The 16,610-nt window shown below is 48.1% G+C and carries 14 protein-coding genes; 1 reads left to right on the top strand and 13 read right to left on the bottom strand.

What is annotated here, in order from left to right; all coding sequences use genetic code 11:
- Nucleotides 1-474 precede the first annotated feature (474 nt).
- From FGT79_RS04005 to FGT79_RS04030, 6 genes are read right to left on the bottom strand one after another with little or no spacing between them, the layout of a single operon-like run.
- Complete coding sequence (locus tag FGT79_RS04005) at nt 475-1,263, bottom strand: undecaprenyl-diphosphate phosphatase (protein ID WP_138751475.1); 789 nt, start codon at nt 1,261-1,263, stop codon at nt 475-477.
- A 52-nt stretch (nt 1,264-1,315) separates the two neighbouring features.
- Complete coding sequence (locus FGT79_RS04010; RefSeq protein WP_138751476.1) at nt 1,316-2,629, bottom strand: hemolysin family protein; 1,314 nt, start codon at nt 2,627-2,629, stop codon at nt 1,316-1,318.
- 33 nt (nt 2,630-2,662) lie between these two features.
- Nucleotides 2,663-3,022, bottom strand: coding sequence for a Lin0512 family protein (locus tag FGT79_RS04015; RefSeq protein ID WP_138751477.1), 360 nt, complete (start codon nt 3,020-3,022; stop codon nt 2,663-2,665).
- Between the two features lie 46 nt (nt 3,023-3,068).
- The gene (locus FGT79_RS04020; RefSeq protein WP_138751478.1) at nt 3,069-4,217 is read right to left on the bottom strand and encodes a DUF3900 domain-containing protein; all 1,149 of its coding nucleotides are present in this window, start codon (nt 4,215-4,217) and stop codon (nt 3,069-3,071) included.
- 2 nt (nt 4,218-4,219) lie between these two features.
- The gene (locus tag FGT79_RS04025; RefSeq protein WP_138751479.1) at nt 4,220-4,747 is read right to left on the bottom strand and encodes a glycosyl-4,4'-diaponeurosporenoate acyltransferase CrtO family protein; all 528 of its coding nucleotides are present in this window, start codon (nt 4,745-4,747) and stop codon (nt 4,220-4,222) included.
- Complete coding sequence (locus tag FGT79_RS04030) at nt 4,737-5,864, bottom strand: glycosyltransferase family 2 protein (protein ID WP_138751480.1); 1,128 nt, start codon at nt 5,862-5,864, stop codon at nt 4,737-4,739. The genes FGT79_RS04025 and FGT79_RS04030 overlap by 11 nt, the downstream gene beginning before the upstream one ends.
- A 158-nt stretch (nt 5,865-6,022) precedes the next feature.
- Between FGT79_RS04030 and FGT79_RS04035 the strand changes: the two genes are divergently transcribed.
- The gene (locus FGT79_RS04035) at nt 6,023-7,519 is read left to right on the top strand and encodes a phytoene desaturase family protein (protein WP_138751481.1); all 1,497 of its coding nucleotides are present in this window, start codon (nt 6,023-6,025) and stop codon (nt 7,517-7,519) included.
- 3 nt (nt 7,520-7,522) lie between these two features.
- On the opposite strand, the gene FGT79_RS04040 is transcribed toward FGT79_RS04035, so the two are convergent.
- From FGT79_RS04040 to corA, 7 genes are all read right to left on the bottom strand, one after another.
- A complete protein-coding gene (locus FGT79_RS04040) occupies nt 7,523-8,605 on the bottom strand; it encodes a nitric oxide synthase oxygenase (protein ID WP_138752920.1) in 1,083 nt (360 codons plus the stop codon).
- An 8-nt stretch (nt 8,606-8,613) separates the two neighbouring features.
- Nucleotides 8,614-9,468, bottom strand: a complete 855-nt coding sequence (locus FGT79_RS04045) for an EcsC family protein (protein ID WP_138751482.1) — start codon at nt 9,466-9,468, stop codon at nt 8,614-8,616.
- A 192-nt stretch (nt 9,469-9,660) separates the two neighbouring features.
- Complete coding sequence (locus FGT79_RS04050; protein WP_138751483.1) at nt 9,661-11,736, bottom strand: HelD family protein; 2,076 nt, start codon at nt 11,734-11,736, stop codon at nt 9,661-9,663.
- Nucleotides 11,737-11,814: 78 nt separating this feature from the next.
- Nucleotides 11,815-12,105 carry a DUF1294 domain-containing protein gene (locus tag FGT79_RS04055; RefSeq protein ID WP_138751484.1) on the bottom strand — a complete coding sequence of 97 codons (291 nt, stop codon included), beginning with the start codon at nt 12,103-12,105 and terminating at the stop codon, nt 11,815-11,817.
- A gap of 57 nt (nt 12,106-12,162) precedes the next feature.
- The gene (gene hrpB / locus FGT79_RS04060) at nt 12,163-14,691 is read right to left on the bottom strand and encodes an ATP-dependent helicase HrpB (RefSeq protein ID WP_138751485.1); all 2,529 of its coding nucleotides are present in this window, start codon (nt 14,689-14,691) and stop codon (nt 12,163-12,165) included.
- 24 nt (nt 14,692-14,715) lie between these two features.
- A complete protein-coding gene (locus FGT79_RS04065) occupies nt 14,716-15,540 on the bottom strand; it encodes a hypothetical protein (RefSeq protein ID WP_138751486.1) in 825 nt (274 codons plus the stop codon).
- A 25-nt stretch (nt 15,541-15,565) separates the two neighbouring features.
- On the bottom strand, nt 15,566-16,516 hold the full coding sequence (gene corA / locus FGT79_RS04070) for a magnesium/cobalt transporter CorA (protein ID WP_138751487.1): 951 nt from the start codon (nt 16,514-16,516) through the stop codon (nt 15,566-15,568).
- Nucleotides 16,517-16,610: the final 94 nt, after the last annotated feature.

Below are 16,610 nucleotides of genomic sequence, written 5' to 3' on the forward strand. Positions count from 1 at the left end.
ATCCACCTCTCATAAACATAAGTTCATCATTACGTTTCATCGTCATTTAAAATTTGTTCGTTTGTATTTCGTCATATTTCGATATTACTAAAGCTAACATAATCAGACTAAACGTTCAACGACCCTATCCCCCACCAATAAATCCATTTTTATGCAATTAACCTGAAATTACTTGGAAAATAAAAAAATCAGAGCAAAATGCTCTGATTTCAGATGGTTTATCAGAAAAATTAATAGCTTGGATATAAATTAATGATAGGTGTTTTTGCAAGTTTTTTGCTCGTTTTTTGCTAATTGAAAACGGTTCTCGACTAATCACAATTCCCACTGATAACGGGTATCAATTAGCCCGTTCTGACTGCTTTTTAAAATACAGAAAAGCAAATAATTCCGCCAACATTTTTCTATATTTCTCGGAATGAAACGATCTGAAAAAGGACGACGACAGCCGTTTCTCCTTACGCATTCGGTTACTCATAATATGATGAAATAAAAAAGTGCCGCTAATGCAAATCGATAATACGCGAACCATGAAAGCTTAATTTTTTTCATCATATTGATAAAGGTGACGACGGCGATCATACCCACGATGAAAGCTGCAATTAATCCAATCAGAAATAAAGGCAAATCTGCAGTCGTGAGAAACTCCCGGCTTTTGAGAAGATCGATTCCGCTTGCTCCTGCCATGATTGGAACCGAAACAAGAAACGTAAATTCTGCTGCCGCTTTCTGACTTACACCGAACAGCATGCCACCCGAGATCGTAGAGCCTGAACGGGAGAAGCCTGGCCATAGCGCAAGCACTTGGAAGCAGCCAACCGCGAAAGCCTGCTTGTACGTCATATCGTCAAGCTCCTCGGCAGTCGGCTTCTTTCGCACGCGATCAGCGATAATCATGAGGACACCACCGGCAACTAGTCCGACCAACACCTTCTCGGCAACGAACAGCTCTCCCTTGATAAAGGAATGGAGCAATACCGCACACGCGCCAGCAGGCGCCATTGCAAGAATAATATGCAGTGCGTTCAGCCCTGAGCCTTTACTGATTCGGAAATTGAGCAAGCTTGCGAACCGCTGGCGATAGAGCACCAGCACTGCAAGTACTGCGCCAAACTGAATAACGACTTCAAACGTTTTGGCACGGTCATCTGTAAAGTTAAGCAGCTCTGCTGTAAGAATCAAGTGACCGGTTGAGGATACAGGCAGAAACTCCGTCAATCCTTCAACTATTCCCATAATAATCGCAGTAATGATATCTCCCAACGCCCGATCTCCCCCTCGGTTTTATCATGCTTAAAGCCTGCTATTCATTAGCTTATGCATGTCCATAGGTGCCCATCTCACTTTCGTGAAAATCGGTCTGAATTTCTATTTTACGGATACGATTGTCGTCGCGCTCGCGAATCGTAAAAGTAACATGATCGAATACCCATGGCTCGCCAACAGGAAGCTCCGGTTTTAAATTAAACAACCAGCCGCCGATGGAATCCACTTCTTCGCATGAAAGCTCAGTTCCAACAGCTTCATTCACATCGGTGATGAGCGCCTTGCCGTTAACCATATACCGCTGCTGCTCCAAAATTTCGATTTCCTTCACTTCATCCTCATCGAATTCGTCACGGATCTCCCCCACGATTTCCTCGATAATATCCTCTATTGTAATTAAACCTGCCGTACCTCCATATTCATCCAGCAGCACAGCAATATGGACGCGCTCCAACTGCATTCTACGCAGAAGCTTGTTGATGGGCATGACTTCGGGTACAGACATGACTGTTTGCAGCAGCGAGGACACTTCTACATTCCGATCATCCTCATAAGCAAGGAAGAACTGCTTCGTGTTCAAAACACCGATAATATTATCTTTGCTGCCTTTTGCAACGGGAAAACGCGTATATTGCTCCCGCTTGATGGTCGCTAGGTTTTCCTCGCGGGTATGGTTGGCGTATAAGCAAACCATATCCGTGCGCGGCACCATAATTTCGCGAGCCAGACGTTCATCGAAAGCAAAAATGCGACTCACATAGCCATATTCACTCTTATTGATTTTGCCGCTTTCATAGCTCTCGGACAAAATAATGCGGATCTCCTCTTCCGAATGCGCCTCATGCTCGCTCGCAGGCTTTAGTCCAAACAACCGAACCAATGCATTCGCAGAGCCGTTAAGCAGCCAAATAAAGGGGAACATCACCTTGTAGAACACAATGATGATCGGCGAAGCCCATTGACTGACTTCCTCCGATTTAATGATGGCCAGCGTCTTAGGGGCAAGCTCGCCAAGCACTACATGCAAATAGGTCACGATGACAAACGAAACGATAAAAGACAACACATTGCTAACATCGCCCTCGATATGTAAACGGTCGAAGAGCGGATGCAGGATAAGCTCAACGGTTGGCTCACCTAGCCAGCCGAGACCTAGTGCTGTAATCGTGATGCCTAGCTGGCAAGCGGATAAATATCCATCCAGCTTGTTCGTCACATGTTCGACCGCTTTTGCATTTTTGACGCCTTCAGCAACCATTTGATTGACCCGGCTTGCGCGCATGCGAATGATCGCAAATTCAGTTGCAACGAAGAACGCGGTAAATACGAGCAGCAAAGCGAATAAACCAAGCTTCAAAACCATACTTTTCTCCCTTTTGGGCATGTGGAGACGCGATTAGTAGCCTACTTCTACCGATGCATTGACGATATAAATCAAGTCATTTTTATCATCTTTATCAGACAGTACGATGCCGCTTGTCGTGAGCATGCCGCCCTGTACCACTTCGACCGTCACTTGGCCGTAGGGCAGCACAGCCTTCACCTGCTCAACATCGAGCAGCTCATGATCACATGGCAGCGCGAGTCTAACCCGCACTTTCATGCTATCGAGTGTACCTCCAGGCAGCACAGACCGCAGTCCAGGCATAGAGTTATGATGAATGGCGTTTTGAACCGCACGCACCGATGCCTTCGTAATGTTCTGACCATGCAGATCGCATCCCATGCCAATTTCTATAAAGAATAAGTTTTCCACTTAACTATCCTCTCCTTCTCCCTTTTCATTCATACCTCATGTCACACTACCACGGTACATCTTCTTTGTTGTCAGGCGCTTCGCCGGCAGGGGTATAGCTATAACCCGAATCTGCGTCCTCATCTGGCTGTCGGCTGCCGATTTTGGGCATAACATCAATGAGATCAAGCGGCTGAACGAGCTCAACGGGTGACATCCCTTTATCGAATTGGAAGGAATCTCCTTCGATAATGACGACATAACGACCGTTATGCTTTGCGAAATGAATACTGTCCCCGAAATCAGCTAACAGCCCTTTCACAGTCACATCGCCCAGCTTGAACGTAAAGGGCAAATCCGGCTTCTGCTCGACGAGTGCAGCAGCGGCAACCTCAACCTGTTCAGGTGTCCACCATTCCTGCAAATCTCGTTTCTCGCTGGCTGCCCATACTTCAACCGCATTTTCTTCCTCTCGCCTCTCGGAGCTCTCATCCTCCTGCCACTTATCAGCAATGTACTGGTGAACCATTTCGACTACCTGCTCACCCATCACCTCGGGTAGTGGCTTTTCATAGGAAACATATTTCAGGAAGTCTTCGAAATACCGAGCATGCGAGGCTTGATGAATCTTAAGCTCCCAATGCTCCAGCATCCCTTCCTCTGGCATATGTGGATACTGAATGGACTTGATGCTTCGTGCGCTAATGGCCATTTCGACCTGCGAAATCAAGTTCTTCTCATCGGAGATTCTAGCAATTTTGGGTTCAAAATCACATTTCAGCAAAAACAAAAAAGGCTCGTCGAAATAAGTGTTAAGCTTCGAGAGGGCAATAATAAACGCACCTCCGCGAACAGCGCTCGTGTCCATATAGATTCGGACAAGCTCATCCGCAATGCCTATGAAACGTTCCTTCGAATCCGCATCGCGAAGTCGTTGGAACAGATTATAGTTCTGATTGCTGCCAAGCTCATAACCAGGTTCAACCATAAATCGGCCGATCTTCGTAGGCGCGCCTGCCGAATTCGGATTTCGTTCGACCTTGCGTTTTACGATCCGCTTAAACTCGTCATCCAGAAACCTTTGAATTTCACTATCCTCATAAGTATCTTCTTCTAAGGTCTGGTAATGCTTGAATCGTTTTCCTGATGAAGTTGCGCTCTCCTCTCCATCGGTATGTATCACAAAAAAGGACAAATATTGCATATTAAAATCCACGTTTAAAATTCCTCCAAGCGAGCTGATGTCATCTTCTTAGGATAGCATATCTCGTCCCTCCTTAACATCAGCCGAGAGAACCTTGAACGATTGTAGCGTTGTACGAGAATACAGGGTACATTAACCGCAAACGCATAGGTTAGAACGATAACCAAGCTCCATCCTTCATTCCAAAGACTGAATAAAGGAGTTGAAAGCAGCATACACCAATGAGCCCATTCCCCGCGGCGCGTTTCCCGCATGAATTGTTCGATGTAGACAGGATTGACTGCAGCCAGCTTTTTTTTGGCAAAACCGTTCTTCATCCACGCACCTCCGTCAGGCAGCCACCGTTTCCAACGCTTAATACGCAGAATGCGAGTAAATCGTGTGCCATTCTTCTCGAAAGGAAGCAGCTTAGTAATCCCTTTGTCGCTCGCGAACAATTGGTGAGGAAGGCGAATAAACAACCAGCTGATCATCAGTGGCAATCCCGCTAAACCAACTGTGTTCAGCACCCATATGAACGGACTCGGCAGGTCAAGGAACATCAATTTGCCTTCCTTTCCAAGAAACCTTGCGTACGATGAAGGAGAGAATGAGCGAGTAACTGAATAAGGCTGCGAAAAAAAACAGATAAGCAGGATAACAAATACTCGTATACCACTTGAAGGTTCCGCTCGCCTTGAGTCCATGTGAAACCGTAACTATTCCCGCAATATACAGCAGAATTGCGAATAGCCATTCATTAAGTGGCTCCCCTTGTAGACACGAAATGACTCGAATAGCTGCAGAAGCTAGACCAGACATCCAAATAATGACAATCGCAAGCAACAATGCAGGGGTTGCTCCCGCTCCTTTGCCAATGCTTTTGGACCAGCCCTGCACGAGCGACCGCCAGCCTTCAGGGTACATCCGAAATTGCAGCAGTTGCTGCCCAAGCAGCAAGGTCGATCGATGCCCGGCTTCCTTGAATCGTTTCCCTAGAGTCAAATGCTCCAGAATGTCACCCCGTACTCGTTCATGTCCTCCAACATCAAAATAAGCAGTGCGTCGGCATGCGGCACATGGCCCAAAGCCGTCCGTTCGCAAGGGCAGCCAAGCACTCGCGCCAGAGCCTGCCGTAATAACTAAATTGAAGAAAGCTGAGCATTGCTCACGAAACGTCGGCACCTCATGTACAGGCTGAACGGAAACCATACCGCCAAATATAAGCAATTGGCTATACATAGCGTCAATAAATGCAGGAGACGGCTTTGTATCGGCATCTAGAAACAACAGCCATTCGCCGCTTGAAGCATGCGCTCCGCTCCAGCAAGCCCAAGACTTCCCTATCCATCCTGCCGGTAGCGGAGGTGCCTTCACGACAATCGCTCCTAATGCTTCTGCTGTTTCTTCAGTAGCATCCTCTGATCCGTCATCGACAACTATGATTTGCATCGGCTTCAGATTCTGTTGATCCAGCATCGGAAGCAATACCTGTAAGTTAGCCGCTTCATTGCGTGCAGGAATAATAACCGAAAGATTAACTTGTCTATCACTGATGACAGTCGATCTCTGAGAATCCTCTCTATGAGCGGGTGACAAACTCTGTTTCTTCCACCAAATAGGTTGAAAGAGTACAAAGCCTAACAGAACGCACAACGCGTCCCAAATCATATGCAACATTTTTCATATCTCCTTCTATCAAATTTAATAGTAAAAGTTTTGAATACCCTGTATTTCCTTCAAGGAAAGCGTACAGACTGGGATTATAAGACAATTGATGTGGGTATGAATCTATTATCAACCATATGAGTGATTTCAAATCAGGAGGATTATAATTGATGAATAAAAAAGTGATCGTAATCGGAGGCGGCCTTGGAGGACTTTCAGCAGCAATTAGACTGCGTGCGGACGGACATGATGTGCTAGTGCTTGAGAAGAACGAGCGAGCAGGCGGCAAACTGAATATACGCGAGGGCGAAGGCTACCGATTCGATACGGGACCTTCCATTCTTACGATGCCTTGGGTGCTGGAGCAGTTATTCGCTTCTGCCGGCAAGAATCTGGAAGATTACATGACATTAAAACGAGTAGAGCCACAGTGGCGGGCCAAATATGAGGACGGAACCGAGCTTGACGTGCTAGGCGATCTTCCAAATATGCTTGCCCAGATTGATGCTCTTTCGGCCGAGGATAAAGAACGATTTATGCGCTATGTGGACTATTGCCGCAAGCAATATGAACTTAGTCTGAAAAGCTTCTATAGTCGTTCGATAACCGGTATCTCGGATATGCGGCAGCAGCATTCTCTGAAGGAATTGCTGGCCATGGACCCTCTGAAGACAATGGCACAGAAAACCGAGCACTATTTGCGCCATCCGCATCTAAAGCAGCTATTCAACTTTATGATTATGTATATCGGTTCATCACCATACGCAGCACCAGCTGTGCTGTCCCAGCTTATTTACGTGCAGATGGGTCTTGGCATCTATTATGTCGAGGGAGGCATGTACAATATAGCGCGCGGCATGCTGCGGCTGCTTATCGAGCTTGGCGTTGAGGTGCGAACGAACAGTGAAGTGCTGGAGGTTATAACGGAGAACGGAATGGCAACCGGAGTAAGACTAGACGGAGAAACGATTAGCTGTGATCTAGTGGTTAGCAACCTAGAAGCGTTGCCTGCACATAGAAGCATCCTAAGCCATCATCCCCAAAGCGCGGTTCAGCTCACGAAGCTTGCCAAATATGCACCAACTGTCTCAGGTCATGTCATGCTGCTCGGAGTCAATCGGAGCTATGACAGCTTCAAGCATCATAACTTCCTGTTCTCGAAGCAGCCAGAACGAGAGTTCCACGATATGTTCGTGAGTAAAAAGCCTACTTCCGATCCGACGGTGTATGTCGGGATTTCGTCCAAAAGCGATCCATCGCAAGCACCCTCTGGCAAGGAGAACTGGTTCGTCCTTACCCATGTCCCGCCGCTTCGCGAAGGGGAGAGCTGGGCAACTTATCAAGAAGCGTACCGGGAGCTGGTGCTGGATAAGCTGGAACGCATGGGAGCCGAGCATTTGCGTCAGCACATTGAGTGGGAGCATCAATTTCTGCCTGATGACATACAAGCGCTATACGGCGCGAACGGCGGCTCCATCTATGGCATTGTCACAGATCGCAAGTTGAATGGGGGCTTCAAAATCCCTTCCCGTAGTGCCATAATCGGAAATTTGTATTTCGTTGGCGGCTCAACGCATCCAGGCGGCGGTGTCCCTATGGTTACGTTAAGCGGGCAATTAACCGCTGATCTCATTAAGGAGGATCTCTCCAAGCAAGCCGCTATTTAGCGATTAATACGGAACGGGTTGTGAGCGATAGATCGGCGTTCGTTCAATATCCTTGTAGCTGCGATGCCATATGCCAGTCGTTGCTGGTGACATTGGCGGTATGAGCCATGACCAGCGTCCCGTTACGAGCCTGCCTTTCTCCTGCTCCTGCTTCTCGAATCGTAGAAATTGCTCTGCTGCCGTATGATGATCGACGATGCTCACGCCGTGCTTCTTATAGGAATGAAGCACGGCTATATTTAATTCAACTAATGCGCGATCCTTCCATAGCGAAGTATTCGTCGATGTATCGAAGCCGAACAGCTTTGCTACGTTTGGCAGCTCGTTATAACGATCCGTATCGGACAAGTTTCTAGCACCGATTTCTGTACCCATATACCAGCCGTTAAATGGTGCTGCTGCATAACATATTCCGCCGATCTCAAGCTCCATATCGGCTACGAACGGAACGCCGTACCATTGTAAGCCTAATTGCTCGAATTCATTACAGGTCGGATGTGATAACGGTACCTCTAGCACTGCATTCGCTGGCAATGTGAACCATTTAGGCTGGTCATCGCCTTTCTGTATCACGAGCGGCAATAAATCAAACCGCGTGCCTTCGCCCTTCCAGCCCAGCTTCTCACAAGCTGCAGTGAATGCCAAGGAGGACGAGTCACCAACGACTGTGTCCATTGTTGAATAGCCCGCATAGCGCACGAGCTGATGATTCCATAATCGCATGCTGTTTTTCGAGCTGCGTGCAGGCAAGATTGTAATAGCAGGACGAACCTTTCCTTTATTCGTTGCGAACGCCATATGAGCGAATATCCGTTCGGCTGCTTGAAGCTCATCTTCTACGTCACGTGCATCGAATACCTCCAGCGTCTGCCAGAACAAGCGTCCGATACACCGATTGTTGTTGCGCCAAGCCATTTTGGCACCATGCTTTAGCTCTTCATAGGTATGCTCATAGCTGCCTGTTCTCTCTATTTGCTCTGTGACTGCCTCAATTCGGCGCTTTGCCTCCGCTTCAGTTTTGTCAAGCTCATAATAGGCTTCCCCGATGAAAACAGCTGCCTTCTGTGCTAATTGCTCTCGTGTCATCACTGTCATTACGCCTTCGCCTCATTCTCCTCAAGCTTGATTAATACTCTGCGTTTTCTATATAACATCGTTGCGGCCTCTGCCACATCGTTAAGCATACCGCGGTTGATGAATGCACCGAACAGCATACCCGCGATTGGAATCATCTGAAACAGTTTCTTCCAGCCGAAATTATCGCGATACATCGTAACGACCTCTCTCCACCCTTGCAACTGCGACATCATTTGGCTATTTCTGCTTCCTTTCTCATAAGCAGCAAGTTCCTCAATAATCGCCTTTTTGCCCACAATATCGGATGAAGCGAATTGCATCACTTTCACGGCAAATACGCGTTCCTCCTTGCACTTAGGATCGAAGCCGTAACAGATTGCAATTTCTTGAATAATCTTGAGCGATAAGCCCAGCACAGCTGGAATATCTACCGCCAGTGTAAAGATGCCGCCTATCCCTGTAGTAGCTCCTTGAAGGGTTGCCATCGTCGAGCGGCTTGAGGCAAGCTGGGCGGCTGTAGTATTCATAACTGACAAAGGTAATTGCGTTGCCTGTTCGAACTCATTCTCTGCATCGTCATTCAACTGCTTCATTCCAGCCTGCGAAGCATTACGCTGCAGCTGTTCTAATATGGAACGCTCTGAGATGAGATATTTACCTCCATTTTGAATATAGCTGCCCATTTCATTCACTGCTTGTCCAATCTTTTCTTGTATGAATTTAGGCGTTAATTTATCTAGCAGCATGAAAGGAAGGCGCCCTATCTTCTCCCAGAACCATAAATTCTTCTGCTCCTTCTCCCATGCTTCGATTTCCTGCAAAGTTGCTTTCAATTGCTCATGTGTTTCATAGACCAGTGCCAATTCGCCCACTCTCCTCTATCGCCATTTATACGCCGTTAGGTGGTAATCGGATTCGTTGTTCACATTATTGATCTATTTGGCATCCTATAAACAATGGCTCTGCACGCTGAACAACAATAAGGACCGCCGCAAGCGCTGCGACGGCCTAATAGATTGCGTTCCCATTCATCCCTGATACAAATTAACGCTGCACTAGAAGGTTTATTCACCAAGTAATGAGGTCAGCTTCCCTCGTGAATATAGCTTGAGCTTATGCAGTGCGCGCGTGCAGCCTACATAGAGCAGCTTGGCATCAAGCGGTGCATAAGCTTCCTCTCCCGCATCAGCGATCAGCACCGCATCAAACTCTAGCCCTTTCGACAAATACACGGGTACTACTGACAGACCGCCACCATAAGCCGGCTGTTTGCTCTGAACTAATGACGCGGGCAGTTCCTTTTCTTGCAAATAATTGTAAATAACCTCGCACTCTGACGCTGTTCGGCCGATGACGGATATGGTCTCATATTCGCCCTGCGCTTGCCACTCCCTAACGGTTGCCTCTAGAGCGGGAAGCCATGCTTCATCCGATATCGACTCCACAATTACCGCATCGCCGCTGCGGAATACGGGTACGGCAGGCTTAACGCCGCCAGTCATGCTGCCCAGAATCTTATTCGCAAATTCTATAATTTCCGTAGTTGAGCGATAAGAACGGTTGAGCTCATAGTAGCCTATCTGCTCCTCCGTGAACAGCTCTGTAAGCTGGCCCCAGCTTTGTACACCTGCATAAGCATGTATACCCTGCTGCAAATCGCCCAATACGGTCATCGAAGCCGTACGCTGGCATAGACGAAGCACTTCAAGCTGAAACGGCGAATAGTCTTGCGCTTCATCGATAACGATATGGTCGAACGCTTGCTTAGACAGGCCGAACAGCTGAAGCTGGATGTATGCAAGCGGAGCTAAATCCTCCGCGGCGGCAACCTCGTTTTTCAAGCGCGCTGCAGTAGCTTTTGAAAGCTGTTTCGGAATGTCGTCAACCTGCTGCTTGCCGCTAAACAACGAGGCATATAGCTGCAAAGCCGTGTATGAAGGTATTTTTTTCGTAAAGCTATTGAATTTGGCAAGCGCCTTTGCTCTTACCTTTTTGTCTGCAATCCCCTTCATCTTGAGCTCTGATTCGAACCAACGACGAATGCGGCTAACTAAACGATCGCGCTTTTTCATTAACGTTTCTTCACCGTAGTCCGTATCATACCATTCGCGCATCTGCGCGGGAGACAGTTCTAATCTGTCAATAGGTATGAATGGAATAACGGGAACGATCCGGTTCTCGAAATCAGCAATTCGCTCATCTACGATTTTTTTAAACGCCAAATTCCCTTTGAAACGGCCAGAAGCATGCTCAATTTCCTCTGCCGTCCGGCGCTCTTCGAACCAATAGGACATCGCATCCGAAGGATCACTGACGGTTATCGTCTTCTCCAGCAGCTCAACGGTCCAGTCACTGAACGTCGTCTGCTGAATATCGCCTACACCAAGCTCCGGCAATACACCGGATATATAGTCGAGAAACATGCGGTTCGGTGCGAATATAATCATCCGCTCTGCGCGCATTTTATCTGCATATTGATAAAGGAGAAATGCCAGCCTGTGCAAGGCAACGGTCGTCTTTCCACTTCCTGCTACGCCTTGGATAAACAACGCTTTGCTCCGGTCCGCTCTAATAATAAGGTCCTGCTCGCCTTGAATCGTTGATACGATGTCACGCAGCTTATTATCTTTGTTCTCACCTAGACGGTAGAGAAGGAACTCATCTGTTACTGAGCCCTCATCTTGACCTCGTACGTAGCTGTCAACCAGCCGTACAATTTCGCCTTGGCGAATCATAAAGTTCCGCTTCAAGTGGACATGTCCTTCAATCTGCCCATCGGGCGATTCATAGGATGCCGGAGCCTCGCCACCTGTAAAGGAGTAGAATACGCTGGCAGCTGGTGCACGCCAATCGATCACGAGCAGCTCATTGCTATCTTTTTTCGCTACTCCTGCTTTGCCAATATATAAGGGCTTCGCTTCATTTCCTGGAAGCTCTTCGAAGTCAATGCGGCCGAAATACGGCTCTCGTTTCGATATTTCCAGTCTCAGCCGGCGTTCCTCTTGCTGCAGATCGAGCATTTGCTCGGTGAAGTCATCCCCTTTGTAGCGCGGGCCAATGGCCTGCAGCTGAGTCAGGATGTCCTCCAGTGATTTCGTTAATCGTTCCTGCTCTTCTTGATAGGCACTTTGAACGGTCAAGTCAGTTACCTCCTAAGTTTTGGTGTTCAATATAAAAAGAGAAGCCCCAATATACCATAGGTCAGCTTCTTTACGCAATCAGGTATTCAATCCAATTCCATTCAGCCATACAATACCAAGAATGAGCAATATATTTAGTCCGAATAAAAAGGGAATGCCTACGGTGAACGAACGATGTTTAGTCTTATGGCGCCATGTCTTCATGGCAAGCCATGTGCCTCCTGCTCCGCCCACAGCGCTCAGTAGAAACAGTCTTTTTTCAGGCACCCGCCTTCGTTGTTTTCGTGCACTTTTTTTATCCAACCCCATTAATAAAAAGGTATAACAGTTAATGACCAATAAATAGACAGCTAAAAGGTAATAAATCATATTCGCAGATCGCTTCCTTTCATATGAACAAGCAGCAGGCAACGAGAGCCGAGCGCATCAACGCGGTCTCGGCTTCGTCCGATTAGTCGGTGCTGCCGCATAGGGATCGTCAGGCCAATAATGCTTAGGATAGCGGCCTTTCAAGTCCTTCTTCACTTCAAAATAAGCATTTTCCCAAAAGCTTTTCAAATCTCGAGTGACTTGCACAGGCCGCTGAGAAGGCGAGAGTAAATGCAGCGTTACGGCAAGTCTGCCTCTTGCCAGTCTCGGCGTTTCCTTCAAGCCGAACAGCTCTTGTAGACGTACCGCAAGTACCGGCTGTTCGGGATCACTATAATCAACGGGTATGCGAGAACCGCTTGGTACTACAATATGTGTCGGAATCTGTTCATCCAGCTCCTGCTTCTGCTGCCATGTCAGCTTGCTCTCAAGCAGTTGCAGCATCGGCAGCCGTTGCATATCCGATCGGCTTTTCATACCGAGTATATGAGGTCTCAGCCACTCGCCAGCTGTCTCCAGAAGTGCTTCATCGTTGCCATCAGGCCAGTCGGTACCCGCACGCGACATAAGCAGCATTCTAGCTTTTAGCTGCTGCGCTTGCTTGCTCATGGGCAGCATCGCAAATCCAGCCTGCCTGATGGCGGCAAGCAAGACGTCTGCTACCTTCTCATCGTCCGGCTTCTGTGTGATCGTTTCTTTCAGAATAAGAACGCCTATCCGAACTCGCTTGCGGGCCCTAACGGCCTGTGCCCCCGCATCCCATTCTATAATTTCTTCATGTATGAACTGATCATGCAAATATTTCTCCAAATCAGCTTGCTGCAGTTCTGCTGCAAGTCGGATACGGCTCTCTGTTCCAGCATCATCCATTTCACAAGCAGCAAGATAGGAAAAAAGGGAAAGAGGCTGCTGCTCTGGCAGCACGGCACCCCTCCCGTTCGCCAATAAATAACGTCCATCGCTTCGCCGCTGCGCAAGACGATCCGGATAAGCAAACGCAAGAAGAATACCAATCGGTATGCCAGCAATAGTGCTTAGCTTCAAATGATCTTTAACGTCCGAAACAACAAGCTTTTCCCATTGAGCTGCTTGCAAGGCGATTCGGCGCGCAGCTCCGCTCGCAGGATTCTCCCCTCTGCCTTCATTGTGCGTGATTCGGCCAGATCCCGAATAGGCATGCAGCAGCTCCAGTCTCAGCTGAATATCGACATTGCGTTCTTGTGTAAGCAAGTCGCGTTCATTGAGTAAAGCTGCAGCTTCGCAAGCTAATCGTACGGCACCGAACTCGGATGCTTTCAGAATCATCGCACCTAGTCGCGGATGCAGGCCGAATTTCGCCATCTGAAGGCCGCTTGCAGTCGGCTTGCCTGCAGCATCAACTGCACCAAGCTGCTTCAGAAGCGAAACAGCTTGCTCGTAGGAAGCAGCAGGCGGCGGCGTAACCCAATCTAGCTCTGCTGCATCCTGAACCCCCCAAATGGAAAGCTCAAGTGCAAGGGATGAAAGGTCAGCTTCGAGCAGCTCTGGCGTGTTATGATCAAGCAAATAAGGATGCTCCTGCTCTGTCCATAACCGATAGCAGGTTCCTGCCGCCAAACGCCCCGCTCTTCCCCGCCGCTGATCCGCAGAGGCGGCTGAGACGGGAACAGTCTCTAGACGGCTCATTCCTGTGCGCGGTGAGAAACGCGGTATACGCATTAAACCGCTGTCAACTACGATCGTAATGCCTTCCACCGTCAAGCTTGATTCCGCAATGGAAGTGGCAAGCACGACTTTTCGCTCCCCAGGTTTGCAGCGAGCAATAGCCGCATCCTGCTGCTCAAGCGGAAGGCTGCCATGCAGCTCTTCCATTCGAATGCCAGCAGGAAAACCTAGTTCCAATAGCTTTCGAGCTGTACGTCTGATTTCGGCTACGCCGGGCAAGAAAGCAAGCAAGTCCCCTTCCTGAGAACGCAAAGCTTCCAGTATGACCGCTGCCATTCGCGGCTCAATGGGTCCAGCCTGCTTCTGAGAAGCATAATTTGTTGCCACTGGAAATACTCGCCCTTCACTTCGAATAATCGGTGCTTCTCCAAGAAGCTCAGCAATGGGAGCTGCATCCAGCGTTGCCGACATTACCATTATTCGCAAATCCTCACGGAGAAGCGCTTGCGACTGCAAGCAAAGCGCTAGCCCTAGATCACCATTCAAATGTCTCTCATGAAATTCATCAAACAACACAGCACCAATCTGCTCCAATGCCGGGTCTTCCTGCAGCATTCGCGTTAATACGCCTTCCGTCACCACTTCGATGCGTGTATGACGGCTTATACGTGTATCCATCCTCACGCGGTAGCCTACCGTTTGGCCAACCTCCTCACCAAGTGTTCCCGCCATGAAGGCGGCAGCAGAGCGTGCTGCTAATCTTCTCGGCTCCAACATGACTATTTTTCTGCCTGACAGCCATGGCTCATTCAGAATAGCTAGCGGTACTCGCGTTGTCTTGCCTGCACCGGGCTCCGCCACCAGTACAGCATTCGTTCCACTGCTCAGAGCAGCCAGCAGCTGCGGCAATACCGAATCAATCGGCAAATGCAATTGACCCATATTCATAACTCCTCATCCTTACCCTTATTTCACGATGCGCAGCATCTGCACAACAGGACGATTGTCGCCAGGTATCGCGGCATCGCTGCTTAGCAGCTGTGACGAACCGTCGCCGTCAAGAAAGATCCCGTCAACAAGCTTTCCATCTCCAACTGTCTGAATGGTCGCTTCTCTGAATAAAGCCAATGATCCTTTCGTTTCGCTTACAATTAAATAAAGAGATCCGCTGCTATCGTAGACCGCTGCTGAACGCAGCCTGTCATCAGCTGGAAACGGTGCATGCTCATTCTCCGTTTGCTTCACCCATCCCGCATCATCACCTAGACTCATGCTGATGCCCCCCTGCGCCCAGAACCGCGTATGGTCCTTCACTTTCAGCTCAGAAGCTTTGCTTGCAATTTGTACGCTAAGTTGATCCGAAGCGCCGTCCCATACGAGCGTACCGCGGGCATACTTCACGTTTTCACTACCCGTTCCGAAGCTGCCAATATCTTTGTTAACGGGAATACTGTTGACTACGCCAATGCTGAGCAGTTGATCGCCGTAGAAAAAACCACCGTTAATACCAACCTTCCCAGTCAGCGTAACGTTATTATTTATCGTTTCTAAGGTCACAAAGGCAGGCTTCGTCTGCAGCACATGCAGCTTCATTCCGTTCGGAGAAGTTTTCGTGTGATAGGCATAGTGCAGCACCTGATCCGACTTCAACAAATTAGCATCGTTTCGGTGTCCAAGCGCGATGATCATGAGATATAGCATAATGACCAAGGCAAGCAGAATTCCTGTTAAAATACCGGCAATCGCCAGCTTCTTCCTCGTGCTCATCTGAGCAGACTCTTTCATCTCCATAGCTATCCAATCTCCTTAAGCAAAATCATTTAAACCAGCCTTTACTGCGAAACCAAGCGTACATCCCCAGCCCAATGACAAGCATAACGGTAATGACGGCAAAGTATCCGCCGCTCCATTCAAGCTCAGGCATGTTCTTGAAATTCATTCCATATATACCGGCCAGAAACGTCAACGGCATGAAGATCGTCGTAATAACCGTCAACGTCTTCATGATGGCGTTCATTCGATTAGAGTTGTACGAGATATAGTTATCGCGCAGATCTGCTGTCATTTCACGACTTGAGTCCATCATCTCGGACAGCTTAAGCAGGTGGTCATAGATGTCATGATAAAATGCTAAATAGGGTTCCATTCCCTCGATGCGGTCGGAATTCGTTAGTCTGTATAACAAATCCCGCATCGGTAAGATCGTTTTGCGCAGCCGAAGCAGCCTGGATCGAATGTTGAATATGTCCGACATCAATGTCTGACTTTGCCCATCATCCGTTCCAATTTCCATATCCAGCAGTTGGTCCTCCAGTTCATGAACCGCTGGAAAATATTGATCTACCAGCTTGTCCATGACCAAATAGGCAGCATAGAGCTGTCCTTTCTCACCAATCTTCTTGCTCGCTAATAACTTCGTCCGTGCTTCCTCAATTTCAGGTGAATGCTCATAATGGAACGTGACGATGAAATTCGGGCCGAGAAACATGTTGATTTCATTCACTGTTAATGTCTTGCGCTCCACCTCATGCAGCACAAAAAAATGTACATCCTCATAATGATCGATCTTAGGGCGCTGCAGCAAATGGTAACAGTCCTCGATGGCAAGCGGGTGGAAATGAAAGTATGTATCAAGCAGTCGACATTCTTCTTCCAATGGCTTGTGGAAATCAACCCAGTACCATTCGAGTTCGGTTGACTTCAGATCATCAATAGTCAGATCTGTTAACCATTCTTTTTGTTTGGTATAGCCTACAATGCGTATCAAAGAATAAATCCTCCATTCTACGTTTCACTCCCTATTTTACATGAATGACCCGTTATGTAACTACTATATGGATGCAATTCCTCTTTCCCGTCTG

Origin of the sequence: Paenibacillus sinopodophylli, assembly GCF_005930355.1 — a bacterium.
Classification (GTDB): Bacteria; Bacillota; Bacilli; order Paenibacillales; family Paenibacillaceae; genus Pristimantibacillus; species Pristimantibacillus sinopodophylli.

Bases quoted from the DNA above. Each gene is read 5' to 3' on its own strand.
- FGT79_RS04010 (WP_138751476.1), bottom strand. From the start codon at position 2,629: ATGGTTTTGAAGCTTGGTTTATTCGCTTTGCTGCTCGTATTTACCGCG.
- FGT79_RS04025 (WP_138751479.1), bottom strand. From the start codon at position 4,747: ATGTTCCTTGACCTGCCGAGTCCGTTCATATGGGTGCTGAACACAGTT.
- FGT79_RS04030 (WP_138751480.1), bottom strand. From the start codon at position 5,864: ATGTTGCATATGATTTGGGACGCGTTGTGCGTTCTGTTAGGCTTTGTA.
- FGT79_RS04035 (WP_138751481.1), top strand. From the start codon at position 6,023: ATGAATAAAAAAGTGATCGTAATCGGAGGCGGCCTTGGAGGACTTTCA.
- FGT79_RS04040 (WP_138752920.1), bottom strand. From the start codon at position 8,605: ATGACACGAGAGCAATTAGCACAGAAGGCAGCTGTTTTCATCGGGGAA.
- FGT79_RS04055 (WP_138751484.1), bottom strand. From the start codon at position 12,105: ATGATTTATTACCTTTTAGCTGTCTATTTATTGGTCATTAACTGTTAT.
- hrpB (WP_138751485.1), bottom strand. From the start codon at position 14,691: ATGGGTCAATTGCATTTGCCGATTGATTCGGTATTGCCGCAGCTGCTG.
- FGT79_RS04065 (WP_138751486.1), bottom strand. From the start codon at position 15,540: ATGGAGATGAAAGAGTCTGCTCAGATGAGCACGAGGAAGAAGCTGGCG.